Origin of the sequence: Syntrophothermus sp. (assembly GCF_013314835.1) — a bacterium.
Lineage (GTDB): Bacteria > Bacillota > Syntrophomonadia > Syntrophomonadales > Syntrophothermaceae > Syntrophothermus > Syntrophothermus lipocalidus.
Genome location: NZ_JABUEX010000002.1, coordinates 78,757 through 102,315, shown reverse-complemented (window position 1 = coordinate 102,315; position 23,559 = coordinate 78,757). Strand labels below are relative to the sequence as shown.

22 protein-coding genes, 1 tRNA gene and 2 riboswitches are annotated in these 23,559 nt (G+C 50.3%); of the genes, 2 read left to right on the top strand and 21 right to left on the bottom strand.

Annotated elements, in window-relative coordinates; translation table 11 throughout:
- The 15 genes from HPY90_RS01725 to cobO form a co-directional block, all read right to left on the bottom strand.
- The gene (locus HPY90_RS01725; protein WP_287190408.1) at positions 1–987 is read right to left on the bottom strand and encodes a beta-ketoacyl-ACP synthase III; all 987 of its coding nucleotides are present in this window, start codon (positions 985–987) and stop codon (positions 1–3) included.
- Between the two features lie 267 nt (positions 988–1,254).
- A complete protein-coding gene (gene speD / locus HPY90_RS01720; protein WP_013175616.1) occupies positions 1,255–1,632 on the bottom strand; it encodes an adenosylmethionine decarboxylase in 378 nt (125 codons plus the stop codon).
- Between the two features lie 167 nt (positions 1,633–1,799).
- The gene (locus tag HPY90_RS01715; protein WP_287190404.1) at positions 1,800–4,004 is read right to left on the bottom strand and encodes an alkaline phosphatase family protein; all 2,205 of its coding nucleotides are present in this window, start codon (positions 4,002–4,004) and stop codon (positions 1,800–1,802) included.
- Between the two features lie 29 nt (positions 4,005–4,033).
- Complete coding sequence (gene cobC, locus HPY90_RS01710) at positions 4,034–4,651, bottom strand: alpha-ribazole phosphatase (RefSeq protein WP_287190401.1); 618 nt, start codon at positions 4,649–4,651, stop codon at positions 4,034–4,036.
- A gap of 38 nt (positions 4,652–4,689) precedes the next feature.
- Entirely contained in the window at positions 4,690–5,832 is a 1,143-nt protein-coding gene (locus HPY90_RS01705) for a DUF8173 domain-containing protein (protein ID WP_287190399.1), read from the bottom strand.
- Positions 5,829–6,269: a hypothetical protein gene (locus HPY90_RS01700; protein ID WP_013175620.1), complete on the bottom strand. Its 441-nt coding sequence runs from the start codon at positions 6,267–6,269 to the stop codon at positions 5,829–5,831. Before HPY90_RS01700 ends, HPY90_RS01705 begins: the two co-directional genes overlap by 4 nt.
- A 261-nt stretch (positions 6,270–6,530) precedes the next feature.
- Positions 6,531–6,899, bottom strand: coding sequence for a hypothetical protein (locus HPY90_RS01695; protein WP_287190395.1), 369 nt, complete (start codon positions 6,897–6,899; stop codon positions 6,531–6,533).
- Positions 6,900–6,979: 80 nt separating this feature from the next.
- Positions 6,980–7,056 (bottom strand) — tRNA-Pro (locus tag HPY90_RS01690).
- A gap of 130 nt (positions 7,057–7,186) precedes the next feature.
- Positions 7,187–8,215 carry an S-methyl-5-thioribose-1-phosphate isomerase gene (gene mtnA, locus HPY90_RS01685; protein WP_287190393.1) on the bottom strand — a complete coding sequence of 343 codons (1,029 nt, stop codon included), beginning with the start codon at positions 8,213–8,215 and terminating at the stop codon, positions 7,187–7,189.
- Between the two features lie 36 nt (positions 8,216–8,251).
- Positions 8,252–9,556, bottom strand: a complete 1,305-nt coding sequence (locus tag HPY90_RS01680; RefSeq protein WP_287190390.1) for an ABC transporter ATP-binding protein — start codon at positions 9,554–9,556, stop codon at positions 8,252–8,254.
- Positions 9,557–9,724: 168 nt separating this feature from the next.
- Positions 9,725–10,762, bottom strand: a complete 1,038-nt coding sequence (locus HPY90_RS01675) for a FecCD family ABC transporter permease (RefSeq protein ID WP_287190387.1) — start codon at positions 10,760–10,762, stop codon at positions 9,725–9,727.
- Between the two features lie 14 nt (positions 10,763–10,776).
- The gene (locus HPY90_RS01670; RefSeq protein ID WP_287190385.1) at positions 10,777–11,724 is read right to left on the bottom strand and encodes an ABC transporter substrate-binding protein; all 948 of its coding nucleotides are present in this window, start codon (positions 11,722–11,724) and stop codon (positions 10,777–10,779) included.
- Between the two features lie 67 nt (positions 11,725–11,791).
- Positions 11,792–12,361 (bottom strand): DUF2284 domain-containing protein, encoded by a 570-nt coding sequence (locus tag HPY90_RS01665; protein WP_287190382.1) that lies wholly within the window; start codon positions 12,359–12,361, stop codon positions 11,792–11,794.
- Positions 12,362–12,571: 210 nt separating this feature from the next.
- Positions 12,572–12,865: riboswitch (cobalamin riboswitch) on the bottom strand.
- Positions 12,866–12,884: 19 nt separating this feature from the next.
- Complete coding sequence (locus HPY90_RS01660) at positions 12,885–13,403, bottom strand: C-GCAxxG-C-C family (seleno)protein (RefSeq protein WP_287190378.1); 519 nt, start codon at positions 13,401–13,403, stop codon at positions 12,885–12,887.
- Positions 13,404–13,441: 38 nt separating this feature from the next.
- On the bottom strand, positions 13,442–13,981 hold the full coding sequence (gene cobO / locus HPY90_RS01655; protein ID WP_287190375.1) for a cob(I)yrinic acid a,c-diamide adenosyltransferase: 540 nt from the start codon (positions 13,979–13,981) through the stop codon (positions 13,442–13,444).
- Between the two features lie 641 nt (positions 13,982–14,622).
- A riboswitch (TPP riboswitch) is annotated at positions 14,623–14,734 on the top strand.
- A 55-nt stretch (positions 14,735–14,789) separates the two neighbouring features.
- Between cobO and thiM the strand changes: the two genes are divergently transcribed.
- Complete coding sequence (gene thiM / locus HPY90_RS01650; protein WP_287190372.1) at positions 14,790–15,590, top strand: hydroxyethylthiazole kinase; 801 nt, start codon at positions 14,790–14,792, stop codon at positions 15,588–15,590.
- A 42-nt stretch (positions 15,591–15,632) separates the two neighbouring features.
- Entirely contained in the window at positions 15,633–16,631 is a 999-nt protein-coding gene (gene thiL, locus HPY90_RS01645) for a thiamine-phosphate kinase (RefSeq protein ID WP_287190369.1), read from the top strand.
- Between the two features lie 241 nt (positions 16,632–16,872).
- On the opposite strand, the gene HPY90_RS01640 is transcribed toward thiL, so the two are convergent.
- The 6 genes from HPY90_RS01640 to plsY all read right to left on the bottom strand — a co-directional run bounded on the left by HPY90_RS01640 (position 16,873) and on the right by plsY (position 23,549).
- Positions 16,873–18,096, bottom strand: coding sequence for an aspartate kinase (locus HPY90_RS01640; RefSeq protein WP_287190366.1), 1,224 nt, complete (start codon positions 18,094–18,096; stop codon positions 16,873–16,875).
- Between the two features lie 88 nt (positions 18,097–18,184).
- Positions 18,185–19,477, bottom strand: a complete 1,293-nt coding sequence (locus tag HPY90_RS01635; RefSeq protein WP_287190363.1) for a homoserine dehydrogenase — start codon at positions 19,475–19,477, stop codon at positions 18,185–18,187.
- A gap of 210 nt (positions 19,478–19,687) precedes the next feature.
- Positions 19,688–20,041 carry a hypothetical protein gene (locus tag HPY90_RS01630; protein ID WP_013175634.1) on the bottom strand — a complete coding sequence of 118 codons (354 nt, stop codon included), beginning with the start codon at positions 20,039–20,041 and terminating at the stop codon, positions 19,688–19,690.
- A gap of 233 nt (positions 20,042–20,274) precedes the next feature.
- Positions 20,275–21,753, bottom strand: a complete 1,479-nt coding sequence (gene spoIVA, locus HPY90_RS01625; protein WP_273698422.1) for a stage IV sporulation protein A — start codon at positions 21,751–21,753, stop codon at positions 20,275–20,277.
- Between the two features lie 161 nt (positions 21,754–21,914).
- Positions 21,915–22,946, bottom strand: a complete 1,032-nt coding sequence (locus HPY90_RS01620) for an NAD(P)H-dependent glycerol-3-phosphate dehydrogenase (protein ID WP_013175636.1) — start codon at positions 22,944–22,946, stop codon at positions 21,915–21,917.
- A 9-nt stretch (positions 22,947–22,955) separates the two neighbouring features.
- The gene (gene plsY / locus HPY90_RS01615; RefSeq protein ID WP_287190357.1) at positions 22,956–23,549 is read right to left on the bottom strand and encodes a glycerol-3-phosphate 1-O-acyltransferase PlsY; all 594 of its coding nucleotides are present in this window, start codon (positions 23,547–23,549) and stop codon (positions 22,956–22,958) included.
- Positions 23,550–23,559 lie beyond the last annotated feature (10 nt).

Sequence of the window (23,559 nt, the reverse complement as noted above, 5' to 3'; positions counted from 1 at the left end):
TCAATCCCTCCCCCATCGCACTAATACCGAGCCCATGGTCAGGCCGGCACCGAAAGCCACCATTAGCACCAAGTCCCCAGTCTTTATCCTGTTGTCTTCAACCGCTTCCGCCACCGCCACCGGAACCGTAGCGGAAGACATGTTGCCATACCTGTCAATGTTAACTATCATCTTCTCCCACGGCACCCTCAACCTTTTGGCTGCTGCCTGAAGAATACGGATATTGGCCTGGTGCAGGACCAGGTGATCAACGTCGCCTGTGTCCAATCCCACGTCCTTCAGCACTCTTAAAGCATAATCGGGCACAACCCTTGTAGCAAACTTAAAAACCTCGTTGCCGGCCATCTTGATGAAATGCTGTCGGTTAACAACAGTCTCTACGCTGGATGGCAGGCGCGAGCCACCGGCAGGCATATAGAGAAGATCCCGGCCCTTGCCATCTGCTCCCAGGCGAGTAGAGAGTATGCCGTAGGGACCTTCCCCTTTTCCCAACACCATTGCCCCCGCACCATCTCCAAACAACACGCAAGTATTGCGGTCGGTGTAGTCGGTGATTCGGGACAGTATCTCAACCCCCACCACCAAAACATAACGGCAACTCGGGGACACCAAATAGCGTTCCGCCACCGCCAATGCGTAAATAAATCCAGTGCAACCAGCTGATAGGTCAAAAGCGGCCGCATTAGCGGCCCCTAGCATATCCTGAATCAAGCACGCTGTCGAAGGGAACAGCATGTCCGGCGTTACGGTAGCTACAACGATTAGGTCAAGCTCTAAGGGAGAAATTCCTGCACGGGCAATTGCCATTCGGGCTGCTTCGTAGCCCAGGTCTGATGCAGCTTTGTTGCTATCGCATATACGCCTCTCCTTGATCCCGGTCCTGGTCACAATCCATTCATCGCTGGTGTCTACCATTTGCTCCAGCTCGTCATTAGATAAAATTCGGCTTGGTAACGCGTAACCCGTGCCAAGGATCTGCGCTCTCATCAAACTTTCCTCCTAAACAACGCCAGGTTTCATTCCTTATAACTTCCTCATCCCGTTCCCGATTATACAAAAAATCATCAAAAATTGGTAATTTAAGGATGAGTAGAAACTTATTAATATCTTCCTACATCGGAAAATCGTTTGTCAACAGTTTTGTGCTCATAAAAAACTTTTGGCCTTGCTCCCTCTCATCGAGTAAAGCAAGGCCGCTAGCTTGCAAAACTGTCAACTGTTAAGCTTCTTCGGTCTACTAAAATAGTATCCCTCCTAAAGATTTATAACCTGCTTTGGGACTTCCCCCAGGATACCCCTCTGGATTTCTCTGGCATTAACGGTAGTGGCTTGGAACCTTTCGGCCAAGTAGTCACAGGCATCCCACGGATTCACCCTCTGTCCACACGTAAAAATATCGACTGCTGCATAGCCTAACTCCGGCCAGGTGTGAATAGCCAAGTGAGACTCCGAGATGACTACTACCCCACTCACCCCCTGAGGGCTAAATTTGTGAAAGACATACTCCCGAATTTCGGCACCAGCCTCTAAAGCCGCGTTTATCATTATTTCTTGAACCAATGCCATGTCGTTGAGAATATCAAAGCTGCATCCAGATATTTCGGCTAAAATGTGACGCCCTAAAGACTGCACCTATCCCGCCTCCTCTCAAGTTTTACTGAGATCAAGCTGGAGCTTGACCCGTTATCTACCTCCTTAAGGTATTTTCAACAAGAGTAATTTTATCATATAGGCAGAACATGTCAACTTTCTGCAATAATATCCCTTTAGTCGACTTTATGTCTTGCAATCTCTTAATTTCACTTTCTTGCGCCCCCTTTCATGTAAGTTAAAGTTAAACAAGAAAGCGGGGAAGCGGCAAAAATTGTGGTGGTTGCCGCTGCCACAATCCCAGAATCGTTGAATACCAGAGCTACAAAAGCCCCGGTTACTACTCCTACCAGCCCCCGCAAAACGTAGGGATACTCTTCACCTATGCTTTTGATCACACCATGAGGTCTATAAAGCAATACTGCCAAAGTCGCCAGAGAAACCAAGAAAACACGACTCCATATGGTATAGCGAATCAGCTTGATATTCATTGCCAGCTTCCGCGTTATTATCCCGTAAGCCTCTGTCCACCCTCCGGAAATAATCATATTAGCGGCACGCCCAATATGTGACTGGAGCTCAGGAGGTCGCTGCATATCCAAAGCTGCCATCAACACCACCAGACACACGACTAGTAGCCCAATTCCCAACACAGTTCTCGCCCGCAGCCGCAATCCGCTCATTAGAATCACCGTAAGGGCAAAAGCCGCAAGCGCAGCAATCGTGCCTCCCGCGTTTGCTCCCAAGTTGGGAGCTGCCAGAATAAAGACCTGCAAGGCAAAGAAAGCCCCGGTCCCGACCAACCAAAACCGGTTGCGCCATTTTTGATATGCTATGGTGGCGGCGATGATGGTAGTCCCGATCAGAACCCCCATGTATTCATTGCCAATCCCGTAATACCTAGCTCCAGATGAAGGATCGTATCCCAAAACTGAGCTTTTGATAAGCTGACACCCGGTAATAACATCGATATCCAATAGCAAAACAGTCAACAGAGCTATGGTAAGAAACCGGTTCAATACTGAGGATCCGGCAGCGCGAAAGATGGTTCCAACTGCCGCTAACAACAGTACGACAGTTAATCCTACAAAACCTACGGGATTTCGTACGGGTATGAACGGAGCAACAAGCAAAACCAACGGTACACAGGCTAAAGCAAATACCAAGAATTCCACCCATCGTGCGTATTTATCCTGCTTAGTAAAAAACAAGACAAACAACATTAACAGCAAAACTACGATTTCGGCCCCTACGTAACCCTTGACTAAGGGTGCCCTCAACTGGTTGACAAATGCCGTTTCTTTGAATAAAGCGGCTACCTCCCCTAGCTTGTTCTCACCGATGAACGCATGTGTCTCTATTTCCCGTCCTTCCATGAGATACGAACTCTTTACTCCCAAAAACTTTAAAATGGTCGGAGCTATATCTAAGTTTGCGGCCAGGTAATCTCTCCGCGTCGTTGCGGAGTAGATAATCCCTTTTTCAAACCCAGGTCCGTAAACAATTAAAGGGGTCAGAGTTACTTTGCTATCCTTGTCAAGCTGAGAAGGGCTGGGACTGACCAGTATCAAGAGGTCGCGCAGCGGGTTGACCTGTCGCGAAACCTCTCCTACAAAGAAATCGATCTCGTGAAGAAGCCGCTGGCGTTCGCGGAGGAAAGCATCGGGCAAGGCCGCCTCTCCTGCCTCCAGCCTGGTTAGGTCAGACAACTCGACTACAATAAAGTCTGATTTATCCCAATAATAGCGAAACCGGTCCCAAAGAAAAGTGTAGTCCGTTTCCCAGGTTCCGGGAGCGCGTCCAGATAAGACGTGGCATTTTTCCCCGACCTCCCCGAAGTCAACCAACCCCAAAGCGTCCATAGCCACTGCTACCCCGTTCCTACGGTAAACCCCGGGTAAATCGCCGTTCCCCAGAACACAGGTCTTCAATCCGGCTTGCTTTAGTGACTCCCCCAGAGCCCCGGGAACGGTCTTGGCTGAATCTTCTTGGTTAACCGCTATTATCTCAGGTAAATTCAACAGCAGCACCTCGTGCTTCCCTGGATTGTACCCGGTCAGCCCCTGGTATAAATCCCCCGCTCTTCGCTGGTGAAAACGGTATCCTTCATCCGCATCAAATCCCAAGAGCTCATTCGGGCCCGAACGGGCCATCCTGCCAGCCCCTATAGTAACACAAGCATCGTCTGTGTCTTTAGCCCCTAAAGTGCGGGTATTCATCAAGCCGGCCGAGCCCCGGTTCCATAAACCCGTGATGTTCGGGCAAGACGCCCTCTCGATATCTTGAAACGACAGCCGATCGATAAGGATAAGGACCACCTTTGGCTCCTCTTGTTTGCCCCAGGCCGGGTTCGTTAAACATAAAGACAAAACCAGTAGACATACCAGAGCCGCTACAGCTATTATTCTCTTCAAAAAACATCGCTCCTTGAACTGAATGTGCTCTAACCGCCATGCTCTTCGTGCAGGTGGCTTAAATCGTTCACGCTCAATAAAACCGGGAGCCCGCCTTTGAATTCCAGCGAACACACGGCAGCGTTTCCCTGGTAGTAGCGCCAGAACGATGAAAAAGACTCCCCATTAAGATAACACCCTAAGGCCATAAGAACGCCGCCGTGCGTCACAACCAGTACGGTGTCGTTCTGATGGAGGGCGGTTAACCGCTCCAGGCCCGCCAAAGTCCGGGTTAATACTGACTCGAGGGATTCACCCCCAGGGACAGTGACAGTTCCCGGATCCTTAAGCCAGTGACGGTATAAGGACCCGTATCCTTCTTCTATCTCGGTCGCACTTAATCCCTCCCACTCCCCAAAGTTCATTTCTCTGAACTCCGGCATAACGCCAACCTCTAGTCCGTGAGGCTGGGCTATGATGCATGCCGTCTGGTAGGCTCGTGACAAGTCACTCGAATACACCGCCGATAAGGGAGCTTGCCTAAACCTGCTGGCAAGTCTCGTCGCCTGCCATATACCCCGTTCGCTTAACGGAACATCGGTCGCTCCTTGATACCTCCCCTTCTCGTTCCATATGGTTTCTCCGTGACGGACCAAATACACCAACATATTCTCAGTTCTCCTTAGTCTTACACCCCAAAAAAGAGTCAGACCTGCTTAGGCTTGAACAGCTTGGAAATAGCAGCCCCAGTGCCCAGCCAAACCACGGTCACGGCAAAAGCCCACCCAATTTGGGGAATCATAGTCAGGAGCTGCACAAGTGAAAGTCCCAGCAAGAACAGCCAAAACGGGTGGATGTTCTCCTGCCAGCCCGTATAACGGCCTATGGCCATTCCTGAGGCCGTTGCCACAATAATCTTGCTCAAATAAATCAAGAGCAGGTAGAAAAAAACCAGGATCAGAGCCAAAGGAACACCAATTACCGAAAACATCAGTGTAATGGCCAGAAGCGGTATAGTAAAAAAAGCGATTCCTCCCATCAACAGGCTTTTGCCGGGTTTGTCGGCTATTTCACTTCCAAGGCCTTCCCATACCCCGGGCAACAACCAGCGAAGGACAATCCATATCAGTATCAAGCTAAGAAACCCTGATATCACGTCTAGGTATTTCTCGTATCGGTACCGCTGTTTGCCCTCCGTCCTGGTCCAGTGTTGTTTTCCTTTGACCTGAGCCCCTTGCTGCAGGACTGCCTTGCTCGGCCCAGAATATACCAAATCCCCTTCAATTACGGCTTTCTTCCCCAGCCTCAAACTTGAGGTCTCAGAAAGGCGAACGTTCCCTCCTATTTTCCCGTCCAAGTAAACGGTTTCCCCGGTAGCGCTCACATGTCTTCCTACCTCTCCGTCCAGACCGAACCTGTTCACCGCAAAGACCAAATCCCTGCCAACCCTACCATTCTTCTCAATGTATAAACTGCTGGCTGCGGCCGTAAACGATCCTCCAACCGCCGATCTTAAAGTAACTTCGCCTGCCCCAACTCTCGCGTCTCCCGCCACGGGAGCGTTTATATCGACTGAATTGGCTACACCGATGAAGTCACCCCTAACCGCTCCGTTAACCACCACTTTTTGGGCTATCACGAACACGTCCCCGTCCACTTCTCCATCCAGGCGTACTGAATCGCCGCAAAACAAGTAGGGACCATGCAGGACCTTGCCACTACCGACATAAACGGTGTCACTGATCCTGGTCTGAAAGGCCCAACTCTGACCAGTACCCATCCACAAACACAAACTCACGACAAAAAAGCCAACCACAACCGACCTGCTCCAAGCGCAAACTCGTTTCATTGTTCCACCAGCCGTACTCTCTTTTTTATCAGCTTCACGATTGACCTGATTTCTTCCTCCCGAAAACTCCCTAAATGGAGAATCAAAGGTTTATCTTGCCCCTCAACATAAAAGATAAGTCTGTAAGTATTTCTCAAAGTTTTTTCGCCAGGGTTCAAGGCCTTAACCACGTACCCCACTTGCGACCATACCAACTCCTGGCTTTGCCCTTCGGTTTCCACCTTCATGCCCTCATCGTCTATGTAAAGGCTTCGATAGTAAGACACACCAGCCGGGAAAAAAATGTACCCACGTTCCTGACGCAACGAGAAGATATTCCCGGCATCCGCAGCCCTGCGTCCTGCCTGCTGCCTCTTAAGATACACAAAAGCTTGACCTGCCGCCGCCGCGAGCAGTAATCCGATGACCGTCCAAGTCTTCCAATCCAGCCCTGTCACCCTCCCTGTCACCAAGAAAACTATTCACGCTCTTGCCGTAAAGGCTCCGCCGTTCTCCGGGTTTGTTTTACTTCTGAAACAACAAGTAGCACATCACTCCCAAGAAAAAAATTAAAAGATTGCAGTGGCAATTGCAACCTAATTATATGTCCCAATTACATATTTCCCTCGCGTATCACCCATCTGAAGAACAAGCGTCGACAGCCATCCTCAACCGCGAGGGTTTTAATTATAAAAGGCAATTTAACAGGTTAATGGTTATTATTCTTTCGCCTTCCTGGTTCGGATTTGCCACTGGTGGTATTCCTCAACCCACGTTGCAGCCGAAACCCAATAACCGCAAACTTCAGGCTTGTTTTCTCCCTCTCGCCACAGAATAAGGTAGACGTACGGAAGCCTTTCATCGTTGTCCCATTTAGATAGCCGGTACAGTTCCCACAGGATACCCGCACGAGCTAAAGCAACAGAACGGTCGATCAAGGCCTCAACCAACGCTACACCGGTCTCCGCCGGTGCACCATGCCTTTCTGCCATGCGGCACGGATAGTCGGCAACCGGCCCGTGACTAATTTGGCTAGTTGCCCACTCGATGACCTCGGATTCGCTGGCCTTTCTCACCGCAGCACTCATGTTCAATTCCCCCTCGCCGAAAAAAACCTACAAAAAACATGAAGCCTTCCGGAAAATACTCCAGAAGGCTCGCTTCCCCATGGTCGGAGCGACTGGATTTGAACCAGCGGCCTCTTGCACCCCAAGCAAGCGCTCTCCCAAGCTGAGCTACGCCCCGATCTGCTTCGTAATTCATGTTTGTCTAACCATATGCTTCCGAAGCAATTATATTGTACGATTCTGATACCGCGGTGTCAAGCGATGAGGGAGGTTTTGCTTAGGTCAACCCAGCCCAACAAGGACCCTATCTAAGCCGTCCAATAGTCGTTTATGTTTTCCGGTCTAAAAATCCCTTTATCAGTAATTATGGAGGTGACCAGCTGAGGCGGAGTCAAGTCAAATGCGGGATAAACCGCCTTGACTTCCGGCCCAGTTATGCGGATCCCACGAAATTCCAATACTTCTGAGGGGTCCCGGTACTCGATCGGAATCTCTTGCCCGGAACGGGTACGTCGGTCAGGCCCTCCGTATCCTAGAACATGAAAAGGAATGCCGTAGTAATTAGCAACTATGGCCAGCTGCAAAGTACCAACTTTGTTGGCAACCACCCCATCTATGGCCACGCGGTCAGCCGCAACAAAAACGCGATTTATAAGGCCTTGCGACATAAAGTGGGCCGCCATATTATCGGTTATCAGAGTAGTATCAACCCCCAACTGGCTTACCGACCACGCGGTCAGCCTTGCTCCTTGCAGGTAAGGCCTGGTTTCCGTACACATCACCTTGACGTCTTTGCCGTTCCCCCGAGCATATCTGAGCATATAAAACAGGGCTGGCCCGGCAAAGCAGTGGGTTAGAACGGTTTCCCCGGTTTTCAGCAAAGACTCGGCCTCTCTGCCCGTTTTTTCTGAGCGCACCTTTTGTTTGTCAAGAATCGTTTCTAGGTACTGCTGAATGCGGTTTGATAAAGGTATTTCTTTCTCTTCATTTGTTTCTGCCAAGTCCCTCTTCAACCTGTCCAGTAAAGCCGCCAGATGAAAGCCAGTAGGACGCGTTGATTTCAACCGGTTTATCACCGGTTCCAATTTCTCCCATTTAACGGTTTTACCCTGTCTTTCTAAGGCCTTGGTCGCAAGGTACAAGCCATAACCGGCGGTGATGGCAATATCTCCTGCTCCCTGCACAACCATATCTTCTATTGCCCGAGCCACCTCTTCGTAATTGCGGCACACCACCGGCACCTGTTCTGTCGGTAATTTCCGCCGGTCAATAATAACCAGGCTGTCATCTTCTAGATAAACGTTGTTGCGCAAATCCATCAATAGGGGCTCTTGCATTGCACTTACCATCTCCCATTAGCTGTTATACGAAAACTAGGCACTTGCTACCTCTAACTCACATGGTTTCTGCAAAGTACTTTTTCTGCCAGCCAAAGTATGCAATACCTCTATCACCTTATCCTCATTGTCAACCCTAGTACATCCTGTGTTCAGCAGTTCTGAGTAAAGGTTCAAAGCTACACCACCAGTGTAATCGCGTTCCTCCATGCTCCTTTTCTCCAGTAGCACAATCGGTACACCAGCCCGTGCCGATTCGCATACTGTTCTTAAATTGCCAAGGTTCCCATGCCCAAAAGGAACATCTCCAACTAATACTACATCCGCGCTGGTCATCATCTCTAGATTACGTTGACTCGCCTCGTCGTCCACGTCAACAAAAGCGGGTATATCGAGAATGAACAAGCCTAGTTCTTTGGCCAACATCCAGTCACCATCGCCGTGATTGAGCACACCCACCGTAACCTCATATCCCTCCATCACTAACCGCCCCATCAACTGAGATGCCATTCCTCCCCCCGCGACCAAATGAACCTTGAATCCTTTGGATTCGGTGGGGTTAAGCTTGGGTGACAAAGTTACTTGGGGGCAACCAAGAGTCGGATGAACCGTAATTAACACGTCGTTCCCATAAACCCTTCTGATGTTCTCGGCTGTGATCACATCCTTCGGCTTGCCGGATGCATAGATACGGTGATCCGATAAAAGCAACAAGTAGTTGCAATACTGGGCAGCCAAATTGAGATCGTGAAGGGTCATGATTACGGTCAGACCTTTCCGGTTCAACCGTTTAAGTACATCCATAATCTCGATCTGGTGATTAATGTCCAAGTAGGACGTAGGTTCATCCAGTAACAAAACATCAGGATCCTGGGCTAAGGCCTGGGCAATGAGTACCCTTTGCTTCTCCCCACCACTGAGTTCGGTTACACTTCTTTGGCTTAGATGGCCGGTTCTTGTTATCTCCATGGCCCACTTTACTACCGCCTTGTCCGCTGGGGTCAAGCGCTGGAACCGGTTACAGTGGGGTGTTCTACCCATGGTCACGATGTCTTCCACCGTGAAGTCAAAATCGATCTCCGCTACCTGAGTCACAAAAGCCAGTTTTTTTGCCAGCTGAGACCGCTTCATTCGGTGGACATTTCGCCCTTCCAGGGTGACTTCCCCGCTGATGGGTTTCAGTACTCCGCTAACGGTCCTGAGAAGGGTCGTCTTGCCCGAAGCATTAGGCCCGATTATCCCGATCAATGCCCCTCGGTCTACTGCAACAGTGATTTCTTTCAACACTTTGCAGTCATTGAACCCGCAAACAAGGTCTTCAATCTTTATTAAATCCGTCATAACCGACCTATCCTCCAAACTAGCAGACGGTCTCGTCCTAAATGCCATCGCTACCCCCGTAATTCCCGAGGGACAGGACAAAGGCGGTTTCTCCAAACTCATTCTCACATGTTGTACCACCGTTAATGCTTAACAGATATTGCCGTGTCTAAGTCAATTATCATACGGTTAAGAAAAATAAGTTCTGCGATGCCGGCGAAGAAGATAGATAAAAAACGGGGCCCCGAACAAAGAAGTCACTACCCCCAGGGGGATCTCCACCGGGGCCAATAAGGTTCTTGCTGCTAAGTCCGCCAAGACCACCAGTATCGCTCCCGCCACGCCTGCTGCAGGGATAAGTTTCCAGTGATCGGGTCCAATCAATATTCTCACCACGTGGGGAACGATTAATCCGACAAAACCTATAATCCCGCTCGCAGCAACTGCAATTGCCGTAAGAACAGAAGCGGCGACCAGAAGTATCCTCTTCGAAGTCTCAACTTCAACCCCCAGGTGTTCGGCTGCTTCTTCTCCAAGGAGCATAACATTGAGATCACGAGCACAGTATATGGCCAAGCCCACACCAACCACGAGGTACGGCAGCGACCACATTACGTAATCCCACGACCTCCCCGAAAGCCCTCCCATAAGCCAGTAGACCACAGCATGCAGGCGGTCATCACTGAAGTACATCAGTAGCGAGACTAGCGAAGAGAGAAACGCGCTGACCGCTATCCCCGCCAGTAGCAGGTTCTGCACCGGAATAACATTGCCCACCCGCGCCAGGTTGTAAACCACGATTACAGTCACCAGGGCTCCCAAAAACGCGGCTAACGGTACAGAACCTAGCCCCATCCAGGTCCAACTGACAGCCAAAACCATAGACGCCGTAGCTCCTAAAGCAGCTCCAGAAGAAGCCCCTATGACATAAGGATCAGCCATGGGATTTCGAAATAACCCCTGAAAAATGGTTCCCGCTACTGCGAGGCAAACCCCCACTACCATAGCCAGCACCAGCCGAGGAAGACGAATAAACCAAATGATCTCCCGAAAAGTAGGAGGCACGTCTGAGAATCTCTCTTGCGTTCCGGGAAGCTGAGAAAACAATATCTTGATAGTCGTTTTAAGAGGAATTTGTACCGCTCCGGTTCCAAGAAAAACCAAGGAAACTAAAAACAAAGCCAGAATCAATATCGGTATCGCGAATCTTTTTCCGAAGTCAGGCAATTCACTGCCTCCTGTTATTTGAATAGCTCTGGATGAATACACCGGGCAAACTCGTCAATTGCTTGGACCAACCGGGGCCCAGGACGGTTCACGATGTCCGCATTCACCGTGTAGATATGCCCCTGGCGAACTGCGTTTATCTGCCGCCATCCACCGGGTCTGTCGTAAAGGTTAGCAGCCTGAAGATCTCCATGTCCGTATGAATGGATGATTACATCCGGGTTTTTCGCTATGACCATCTCCTCACTGTATTGGGGCCATGCCGTAGCCGCGTCATCTGCTATATTGATGCCTCCACACAAGCTGATTAAATCGTTAATGACCGTCTTGGGTCCAGCAGTAACTAGCGGATTGTACCACACTTCATAATAGACACGGGGGCGGTCTTTTGTTTGCTGCACCTTTGCCTTCACCTCGTCCATCTTGCTGCGTATAGACTGTGCTACCTGGCGAGCTTCGGTCGAACATCCCGTAGCCTTTCCCACCATTTCTATTGATTCCAAGGTTCCCTCGATGCTCTTAGGGCTGACAACAATAACCGGGATAGAAAGCTTCTGAAGCTCGTCTGCGATCTTAGCGTGCAGGTCCCCCGCTACTACTAAGTCCGGTTTGAGGCTAACTATCTTTTCGATACTGGGATCCGAAAACCCTCCTACTTTCTCTTTATCTTGCGCCTCCGGGGGGTAATTACAAAATGTCGTAACCCCAACAATGCGTTTGTCTAATCCCAAGGCAAACAATATCTCGGTGTTGCTCGGTGATAAAGAGATTATTCTCTGTGGTTCCGCTTCGATCTTAACCTGGCGACCCAGGTCGTCGGTAACTGTTACCGGAAACCCCTTATCCGGCGTTGGCTGTTTCGTCTGCGAACCCCCTTGTCCCGAACAGCCGGATAAAAATGCCAAAAAAGCCAGCCATATGAGCACAACTACTAGCTTAGTGAAAAGCTCCGTTTTTCTCATCCTCTTCCCTCCAATAGCTGTATGAGTACACTAGACTCTGAACATGTTGTTTATGCTAACGTCTGTTTCAATCGATAAGAAGAAGCCCATTCCAAACAACTTCATCTGAGACCGGAAATCGTAAAGACAACCCGGCTTTTTCTGCTGTTGCCACGACATCTATACCCATAGCCTCCATTGACGGCCGGGCTTCGAAAGGATGCCTGCAAGGCTTGCCGGAAGCAATACCAACACACTCGTCGCACAGATGGCACGCGCCACCGATAAGTCCCGCAGCAAAACGGAACCCTAACCTAAACGCTTCTTTTTCTCCCAGGTTAATCATAAAATGCAGTTTTCGGGCTCCTCCGAACACGTCGGCGTAATGTCTTTCCCTCTCGGGAACAAAAAACTGGCGATACTGTACCAGCAAAGCAATGTTATATAACCTGAGAGCCTCTTGGAACTCGTTAACCATGGGCAGGTTAGGAGGACACATCAGTCCTCGGTTATAGCTGTCACACACAGGGACCAGGCATTTAAGCCGTACTCGGGGATCAACAACTATTTCGCGGGCTGGAATGCGCGCTACGTGGCCCCCATGGTCCTGTAGAACCCGTTCAATCGAAGAAAGTTTTGTCTCCTTTTCGTCATGCATATTGACAATTCTCCTTCTCTGCACGACATCTTGCCCTTTATGAAATTCCAGATATTTCTCCTTCCCTGAAGGTCACCATCTCCCTCAGTATTTTGGTATTGGCTTGAAGTGGTTGGTGATCTCACAGGGCAAAAGCAAAGTTCCCAGTCGATTAGCCATCGACTGAGAACTTTACCATCATCTCGGTTCCTACCCCTTTTCCGCGAAGGTGGTAAAGAATTAGAACAGGCAGGTCTCCTGGCTCCCGGATCCTCGCTTTGCCTGCGCCTTCCCATCCGGCACTCAAGTCGATTCAGGAACCGGGTGGTAACTGCGGTTTCTACATATACCTACCACTTGGAACGAGTTCCGATACGACCTGAGTGCCGGAAAGTGGCTCCTACGAGGTTGCAGGCGTTGCTCCCCGGCTACAGTGGCGCGACCGCGCCGGCTTACGAACCTATGCGGCTGGTTCACCGGCTTCCCTATTATCCCCATACGGGCACCTGTCCGATAGTATTCTATTTTTGGATACCCAACATTTCTACTCCTTACCGGCTACGTTTGGCCCGAAGGGCTGAATATACCCTTCCTCCTTACCCTTGATGATGTATTCCATAGCCATCCCTGCTGCTTCGATGACCATCTTCATGCACTGGCGGAAACGTTCCTTGTCCTGCCACTCTGGGTAATTTTCATTCAGCTTAGCACAATCGAGGTATTGAAACTTGGCTCTAAACTCGTGGGGAAGACCGTTGAAGAAACGGTATAATCCCGGGTTTCCGTAGAGCCGGTCCACCCTCTCCTGGAACTCCCCTTCCAACGGGTTCTTGCGGCCGTGGACAGCTCCAACTGCCATGACTGCACCGATAAGAGCCCCGCAGTTGTTGCCTGAAAGCCCCATTCCGCCTCCGAAACCGGTAGCCATAGCCACTACCTCAGGTGGAAAATCGGTAACTCCTGTGTCCAGAATAGCCTTCAGTACTGATTCGGCGCAGTTCAGACCCTCGCGGAAATTCTGCCGCGCGTTGTCCTTAGCCTTTTGAACCAGATCCTCGCTCATTATATTCGCCTCCCCAAAAAATAACCGGATACATAAAATCAGAACTCAATCCCGGCCCTGGCTTTGATCCCTTTAGCATAAGCATGTTTAATCTCTTTTACTTCGCTTACAGTATCGGCCAGCTCGATGATCTCAGCTGGAGCTCTTCTTCCAGTTAAAACCAAGTCTAAATGAGGCGGTTTATTCTTCACCAGTTCTACTACCTCTTCCACCGGAATCAGTCCAAAATCCATGCAGATGTTGATCTCATCCAGTATCACCATGTCGTACTCCCCAGAAAACATAGCCTGCCGGGCCATTTCTAACCCTTCCCGGGCCTCTTCGATGTCGGCCGGAGTTGCCTTACCTTTGATAACGAACTTCTCCAAGCCACACTGGCGAACCGTCAGGTTAGGCAGGTATTTTTCCGCACATATATGTTCGCCGTAGGTTCTGCCCTTCATAAACTGCAGGAAAAACACTTTGAACCCGTGCCCCATGGCCCTTACGGCCTGCCCCAGGGCTGAAGTAGTTTTGCCTTTTCCATCCCCGGTTATGACCAGTACTAAACCCCTTTTTTCCTCCTTGCCTTCAGTCACCTGCGTCCCCTCCTATGAATGCACTACCGCCACGACCATAACATTCGCTCACCGTGCCGGTCCAAACTATGAGTTAACCCGAGCAGTTTCCATCTCTGTACATAACGGTGTTTCGTCGGCACTTATATATCAATAGCAGGTATCGGTCGTCAATCAAGAATCAAACTGGAAAGACTACCGGAACTGAAAAGTTCGGGGCAGCTAATGTTAGTTACAATAGCCAGCACAAACCAGCACAGTGGGAATGCAAAACGATGCGGATCGCGAGATGTGGCCTCACCCCCTCAGCCAACAAAAAGCGCATAAACATAACATGTCTTTCTCTAAGAGAATTCTATTTCTGTTCTTTAATTCTTTATAATCAAATTATAGATTAGTTTGTATTGCCTTGCAATGGTTCCACACCCGGACCTAAGTTGTATTCATGACGAGCGGGACCTTACGCCGCAACCGGTATCACGGCTAAACACTGAAAACGCCGCTTCCTATGTAGCGACTGACCACGGAGTCCACAATCTTAGTATGCCGTAACGGGATGGAAACTATAGTTACCCTCGAATCCCTCTTGACTGCCCGTCCTTCTCACGATAAATTTAAAAAAGACGGTTGCGCTTAAACATAAACTCTATACACGTCTGCAGAACAGACGCTAGGGGAGCTCCTGGTAGCGGGGCTGAGATACGGGCGGCAAGCCCGTGACCCTTTGCACCTGATCTGGATAATACCAGCGTAGGGAAGCGTGCAGGTTTTGGTTTTTAAGGTGGACCTACGTGGTCCGCTTTTATTTTTATTTAGGAGGTAGATAGTAATGTCAAACAGTATCGGTCAACACTTAAAAAAAGTTCGCCAAATCAACCCCTTGATTCACCACATCACGAACTACGTGTCGGTTAATGACTGTGCCAACATCGCCTTGCAGTTAGGGGCGCTTCCGGTAATGGCAGATGCGGTGGAAGAAGTTGAAGAAATGGTTTCCCTAGCCGGGGCCTTGGTCCTGAACATCGGCACTCTAAACAAAAGGATCGTCGACTCTATGCTCAAAGCCGCAAAGAAAGCTAACGAGCTAAGCATACCGGTTATACTTGACCCTGTGGGGTGCGGAGCTACATCTTATCGAACCCAAACTACCCTTCGGCTGCTCGAGGAAGTACGTGTAACCGTGCTCAAAGGCAACGCGGGGGAAATAGGCACCATAGCCGGTCTTGAAGCTGAGGTTCGTGGTGTGGAATCCGGAAACGTAACCGGTGACCTGGTTCAAGCCGGCCAGAAACTTGCTGCACGTCTGGGTGCAGTAGTGGTGGTGACAGGAGCTACCGACTTAATCCTTTCTCCTTCGGGTGCCGCGACTGTTAGTAACGGTCACCCGTTCCTAGGCCGCATAACCGGGACCGGGTGCATGGCCGCAACCGCCGTCGCTGCTTTCTCCGCAGTAGCGGAAGATGCCTTTACCGCGTCAGTCTCCGCTCTAGCCTGTTTTGGCGTAGCAGCTGAACTGGCGGCCTACAGTAACCCTTCGGGCCCGTTAAGTTTTAAAACCGCCTTTCTCGATGCCATAGCTGCTCTCCAACCGGATCAGGTCACCAATTTGGCCAAAATAGCGTACATCTGATAGAATTTATAGATCAAAGTACTCGGGTTTGGAGATTTTGAGATGAAGCTCAATGAGATTGGTGAAATCGGGTTGATCCAACGAATTACAAACCGCTTGAACCCGGTTAACCAGCGTACAGTGCTCGGCATAGGGGATGATGCCGCTGTCGTTGAGGTTAGCGGCAATAAGCTGTTGGTGATAACCACCGATATGCTGGTAGAAGGTTCCCATTTCATCTGGGAAAAGATATCGGCCCGTGATCTGGGTTACAAATCCCTGGCCGTGAATCTTAGTGACGTGGCCGCCATGGGAGGAAAACCTTTACACGCTGTGGTTGCGCTGGGCCTACCCAGCTCTTTGCAGGTAGAAGATATCGACGCTTTTTATGACGGGATGCAGGAACTCGCTTCACGGTATGGAGTAGACATTATCGGGGGGGACATCACGGCTTCCCCCTCGAATTTGGTAGTCAGCGTTACGGTGGTGGGCGAGGTAGATCCGGCGCACTTGGTAACCCAGGCCGGAGCGGCTGAAGGTGATCTGGTAGCTGTGACCGGCGAGCTGGGCAGTTCTGCTGCCGGGCTGGCTATTTTACTAAACGAGTTGCCGAGAGTCAGTTCACCTGCTCGTGAACTTGCTTTGACCAGACATCTCCGCCCTCAGCCCCGCGTAGAGGCAGGCCAGGAACTCGCCGCAACCGGCAGAGTCCACGCCATGAAAGACATAAGTGACGGCTTAGCGAAGGAGCTGAATACTATCGCCACCGCCAGCAAAAAGATGATACTGATCAAGGCAGAGACTATTCCTGTATCTCCTGCCGCCGCAGCTGTAGCAATCGAACTCGGTCAGGACCCTTTGCTTATGGCCCTTACCGGCGGCGAGGACTACGAACTGGTATTCACGTTCAGCCGAGGAGAATGGGAACTCATACGCACGACTTGTCAGAAACTGGATGTACCCGTCCATGTGATCGGCGAGGTGATGACTGGGGAAGGGGTTTTCCTCGAGAAATCGGGAGTCAGAGCTCGGCTGACTCCTGGCGGGTACTCCCATTTTTGAAGAGTAGCCGTCCCCTCAGAACAATCAGCGAGTCTACTAAACCCGACGGAGAGTGCAACCAAGCCCACAACGGGGGAACCGGCTAACCTGTGCCCCGATTTTAGTAAAGCCCAAGAAATCGGGGCGATTTCCTGGCTGCCATACAAAGCCGGAACAACGTTAACTGCCTGCTTGTTCGGGCACGGATAAGCCCGAGCCCCGTAGTGTTTGCCCGTCTCTCCTAGCCCTCTTATCCACACCGTTACTCCTCTATTTCGTGCAGCCTGAACTTGGCATGTAAAGCATTTACCGCCTTTTCCACCGAATCGGCGTCGATTATGCAGGAAACCTTGATCTCTGAGGTGCTGATCATCTGAATATTAATCCCCTCATCGGCTAGGGCCTCGAACATGCTGGCAGCTACTCCCGGATTGCTCTGCATCCCTGCTCCTACTATCGACACTTTGGCTACGTCTTCACCGTACGTAAACCCGTTAGCCCCGATCTCGCCAGCTACCTTTTCTACCACCGGCAAAGCCCGGGCCAGGTCATCCCGGGTAATAGTAAATGATATGTCATTGCGCTCGTCGCGAGTCGCGCTCTGAATTATCATGTCCACGTTTATCCCCTGCTGGGCCAGAGCTTTAAAAATAGTCTTTGCCATCCCTGGAACATCAGGCACATCGAATAAAGCGAGTTTAGCTACGTTCAAATCGTGAGCGACTCCGGTTACTATTCTCCCGTTCTCCATCTCCCTACCCTCCATAATCGTAGTACCATTTCCCCCGTTGAAGCTAGAGCGAACCTGGACTCTTACCCCGTGCAGTTTGGCAAACTCAACCGCCCGCGGCTGCATTACTACCGCCCCCAGGCTGGCCAACTCCAACATTTCGTCATAAGATATCCAGGACAACTTTTTCGCGTTAGGCACAACCCTCGGATCCGCCGTGTAAACCCCGTCCACGTCCGTGTATATATCGCAGATATCCGCTTTCAGCACCGCTGCCAAAGCCACCGCCGTGGTATCCGAGCCACCGCGTCCGAGAGTGGTAATATCGCCATCGCCAGTCATGCCTTGAAACCCTGCGACCACAACCACATTGCCCTCTCGTAATTCCTTCCATATGCGGTCGGGGTGGATCTTACTAATCCGAGCTTTGGTGTGAAGGGTGTCAGTATAGATACCTGCCTGCCAACCGGTCAAGGAAACAGCTTTACAGCCCATGTTATTGAGCGTCAGGGCCAACAAAGCCGCCGATTGCTGCTCGCCTGTAGCCAAAAGCATATCTATTTCGCGCTCGCTGAGTAACGGTCCTATCTGCTTCGCGAGATTTAACATCTCGTCAGTCGTATCCCCCATAGCCGAAACCACGACTACCACTCGGTTGCCGTTGTCCTTCTCTGCCTTAACCCTCCCGGCTATGTTCTTGATCCTCTCCACCGAAGCTACGGAACTACCGCCGAATTTCTGCACAACTAAAGACAATTCATGGTCACTCCTTTTCCCTTGCGGCTCGTTCTTGCAATATGATGGTCACTATCATTGTATTGATGTATCCAATCACTTGCCCCTTTCAAACTTTACTATCTTCGCCTTCCACCCGGATGACGTTGCAAATCTCTGCCACTATACTCATTTCTCCCAACACCATCAGGGCATCTCGCAGGTCAGATTCAGGAACTCTATGGGTCACTAAGACCAGCTGGGCGAACTCCTCGCCGCTTGTCTTCTGCAGCACGGTAGCTATGCTCAGCTGATGGCTGCCAAAAACCCCGGCGATGGCCGCCAATACCCCAGGGCGGTCCTTAACCAGCATCCGAATATAGAACTTGCTCTCCACTTTGTCGATAGGAATAATCTCCTTGGCTTCAAAACAAGTACAGCCCAGCATGCCGGTGGTACCATGACTGAGGTTATGGCATATCTCCATTATGTCTCCCACCACTGCGCTAGCAGTGGGCATCTGCCCTGCCCCTCTTCCAAAGAACATGACTTCTCCCACCGCGTCCCCGTTCACGAATACGGCGTTGTAAACCCCCTTTACCGCGGCCAGAGGGTGGTGCATGGGTATGAAAGCCGGGTGGACCCGGGCTTGCACCCGGCCGTCGATTTCCTGCGCGATAGCCAGGAGCTTCACCACATAGCCCAATTCATAACCGTACTTGATATCTAAAGGGCTTAAACGGGTAATTCCTTCAACGTAAACGTTTTCGAACGTAACCCGGCTGTTGAAGGCGATCGAAGCCAGGATGGCAATTTTACGAGCAGCATCATAGCCTTCTACGTCTGAAGTAGGATCAGCTTCAGCATACCCCAGTTCCTGCGCCTCTTTCAAAGCCCTCGAAAACTCTAGGCTTTCCTCGCTCATCTTAGTAAGGATGTAGTTAGTCGTCCCGTTAACAATCCCCATTACTTCTTTGATTCGATTGGCACCTAGCGAATGCTTCAAAGGATAAATTAAGGGGATGCCCCCACCAACACTGGCTTCAAAAAAGAAGTCCACCTTGTTCTCTTCAGCTGCGGCCAGCAGTTCCTGCCCGTGGACCGCTATTAAATCTTTGTTGGCAGTCACCACGTTCTTGCCTTTGCGTAACGCCTGCAAAATAAAGGTTCGAGCCGGTTCGATACCTCCTATGAGTTCTACAACAACGCTTATATCGTCATCATCCAGTATGTCTTTGATATCGGCGCAAAGGACGTCTTCGCTTAAACCTAGACTCAAAACCTTCTCCGGGTCTTTTTCGAGGATTCGCTTGATCGCGACTCCTTGTCCGGTACGGAGCGAAATAACATCCCGGTTTGAGGCTAAAAGCTTGACCACACCGGATCCAACCGTTCCACAACCCAAGAGGCCAATATTAACCACGATACTACCTCCTCTGTGACTGATAACCCTATCCTTGATCACTCTAAATGCAGGGAAAACGGTCGAACTTTCATCCGCCCGACGGTGACATTATAGCATACCGGCCCCTGGATTTGACACTTGCCACGCAAAAAACCGGGTAACTTACCCGGTTCACCACCATGCCCCCCTTCGCCTCTCGCTTGCTCGAAGAGACAGCCAGCAACAGCCCTAATCCTCAAATATGACATAGGCCAGGAACTTATCTCCTCGCGGCAGCGATACCTTGAATACCCTCACCAACTGAACCTCATAGGGGACATTCTTGGCATTGCTCATCACTTCAGAAAAATCATCCAGATCTTTTCCAAGGTCTATCAGTTTTTTGGTTTCAAAAACTACACAATTCTGGCGCAGAAACTTCTCTTCTTCCTGAATGAACAAGGCCAGAGTAAACGACCTATCCATCTTGTCCCAGTCCAGGTATAAAATATCCAGGACCCTGTATATCTCTTCTTTAATCAACTGGTTGATCTCCGACTCAAAATTAGGAACTTTGCTCTTCAAGGTTATCAACCGCTTCACCCTGACAAGCCCCCCTCTCACTGCGTTTTTATTATTTCGCCAAGCTGGCTTCTCATTCCTGCTTGGGCAATCTTCATAAGATATTGTTCCGTCTATTGCCCCAACGGGGGCAGCCTAAACTCGGACCACTGAATCCGTTCGGGAAGCTGTTCAAGTACAGCAAAAAAGGCTGGTATCGACCAGCCTCACATAGAGCTCTCGCAGTTGCCTTGGCCTCACATCTTAAACTGATATCATATGATGATACAGATTAACCCACCGCTACCCTCATTTACTATCCGCTGAAGGGTATCTTGGAGTTTGACCTGGGCGTTTTCTGGCATCCGGTGAAGCTTGTTCTGTATTCCCTCTCTCACCAGGTCATGAAGTGATTTTCCGAAAATATTGGAGTCCCATATCTTCTTGGGATCCTCCTCAAACTCCTCCAACATGTACTTTACCAGTTCTTCACACTGTTTCTCTGTACCGATGATGGGGGTAATTTCGGTTGTAATGTCCGCTCTGATGACATGCAAAGACGGAGCCCTGGCTTTTAGTCTTACTCCAAACCTACTGCCCTGCCGGATGAGCTCAGGTTCCTCCAAAAGCATCTCGTCCAGGCTAGGGGTTACCACGCCGTACCCGGTTTGTTTTACTTCGTCTAAGGCAGACGAAACCTTATCAAATTCGCGTTTGGCCACACTCAAGTCTTTCATAAGCCTCAAAATGTCGTGAGTTCCTTCGACTGCAAACCCGCTGACCTCGCTGATAACCTTATAGAACAGCTCTTCTGGTACCACAATCTCCAGGGAAGCAGCACCCGTTCCCAAGTTCATCTCTTCCACTTCTACGTAACCGACGACATCGATATCACCCAACCGTTCAACCGCTCGTTCAACGTCCCTGACTTTCTTCACATCGTTCAAAATGTTTCTGATCGAGGTGTCGAGTTTAATCCTGAGCCAAAAGTCCTCATCCAGTTCATCGATCCAGCGCGGTAACCGCACGCGAACCTCTTGCACCGGGAATTCGTACAGTACTTCCTCCAGCACCCCGTAAAGATCCTCTACCGAAGCCTGAGCACAGTCAATGGGTATGACCGCCACCTGGTGTTTATCTGCCAGAATATCGGCTAGCTCCATGGCTTCCCTGGAATAGGGCTGAGTAGAGTTGAGAAGAATTACGAAAGGTTTCCCCAATTCTTTTAGTTCGCTGACAACCCGATCTTCGGCCGCTTCATAGTTTTCCCTGGGTATATCCGTTATAGAACCGTCAGTGAAGACAACTATCCCTATAGTAGAGTGATCGGTGATTACCTTACGGGTACCTATCTCGGCCGCCTCTTCGAACGGAATCTCGTAGTCATACCAAGGAGTCCTAACCATGCGCGGCTGGTCTTCCTCGATATAGCCGAGAGCCCCTTCTACAGCGTAACCGACGCAGTCGATCAGTCTGACTTTGAGGTTTATGCCGTTCCTCATATTTATTTCTATCGCTTCATTGGGTACAAACTTGGGTTCGGTGGTGGTTATCGTTTTACCGGCTCCGCTCTGAGGCAGCTCGTCCCTGGCCCTTTCTCGATCATAGATATCTTTGATATTGGGCAAAACTAAGAGATCCATGAAACGCTTGATGAAGGTGGATTTTCCGGTTCTAACGGGGCCTACTACTCCCAGGTAAATATCACCCCCCGTTCTTTCGGCAATATCTTTCAATATATTGTTTCCTTCCACTGACCTTCCCTCCTCGGAATAGACTTAAATCAAGATGACCTCCACCGTATACCCAACCCCCAGCCGATGCCTGGTACTGTTTAACAGTACAAATATATGGATGACGTCCGGTATATATAACCTATTGCCATAAAAAAAGTGCGGCATTTTGCCACACTTGCTTACCATCCCTCTGTCATTTTCACGATTTCTTCAATCTCGTGTTTCTTCTTTCTGCGCATCAGGTCCGATACCGCCTCTAATGGGTCTTTATTGCGGAATAGAACCTGATAAGTGGCCCGGGTTATGGGCATTGTCACTTTGATTCGGCGGGCTAGTTCGTAAGCAGCTCGCGCCGTGGTCACCCCTTCCACCACCATCCCTACTTCATCTAATGCCTCCTTGAGAGTCTTACCCTGCCCAATAAGCATTCCAGCCCTGCGGTTGCGTGAATGCAAGCTGTTACAGGTAACGACCAGGTCTCCTATTCCACTCAAACCAGCAAAAGTCTGGCTACGCGCTCCCATGGCTACTCCCATGCGTGCCATTTCTGATAGGCCTCGCGTTAGAAGCGCTGCCTTCGGGTTATCGCCAAAACCTAGCCCCTCGGTGATACCCGAACCGAGAGCTATGATGTTTTTTAACGCACCGCCCAATTCAACTCCAGCTACATCTGGGTTTGTATACACCCGGAAATTCGAAGTCATAAAAACCTCTTGAACCAAGAAAGCTGTCCGCTTGTAATAAGAAGCGGAAACCACCGCGGTCGGCATACCCTGCCCGACTTCTTCAGCGTGGCTGGGGCCTGATAACACCGCGTATCTGTTGATGATTTCCTCGCCTAAGACCTGGGCCACTACCTGGCTCATACGCAAGTAGGTTTTGAGTTCCAATCCTTTAGCGGTATTCACGATTACAGTTCGAGGCCCTAGCCAAGGTTTTAATTTAAGGGTCACTTCCCTCACAGCCTGTGAGGGCACCGAAATGACAACCAGCCAGGCCCCGCTTATCGCTTCTTTCATATCAGTGGTCATCGAAACCGTTTCCGGAAGAAACACTCCTGGTAAAAACCGGCGATTCTCTCTCGTCTTTTCTATATCCAAAACGCCGTCTTCAGGGCGACCCCACAAGCAAACCGAATACCCTTTATTACCCAACAACCCGGCCAAAGCTGTCCCCCAGCTTCCTGCTCCCAGTACCGCAATTTTCTTCATTACTACCCGTTACCCTCCCAAACTGCCCCGACCTAAGCGCGGTTCCTGCCCTCTGCGCAGGCGTTCGATATTTTCACGGTGCTTGTATACGACAATCAACGTCAATACGAAGCCTGCCAGCACCAACACCCACGATTGGTAAATGACTGCCACCATTATGGGGTTAATCACAGCCGCGGCAAGAGACCCCAACGATACTATCCTAGACACGGCAACGGTGACCAAAAAGAGAATTATCAGAAACACTGCTGCCTTCGGAACCAGGTATATGAGCACCCCGCCGGAAGTAGCTACCCCTTTTCCTCCTTTGAATTTCAAGAACACCGGCCAGCAGTGCCCGATCACCGCTACTACCCCGCAAACGCAAGCTAGGGGCACGCCCCCCTGAATCATACCCAGCCAAGCCGGGAAAATCCCTTTCGCTATATCCAGAGCCGCGGCCAATAAACCGCATTTGACCCCAGCGGTACGAAGAACATTGGTAGCACCAACATTACCGCTGCCCCGAGCCCTGACATCAACCTCTGCAAAGCACTTCCCGACCAAATAAGAAAAAGGTATTGCCCCGATGAGATAGGCTACCAGCACCACCAAAACATTCATCCTAACCCAT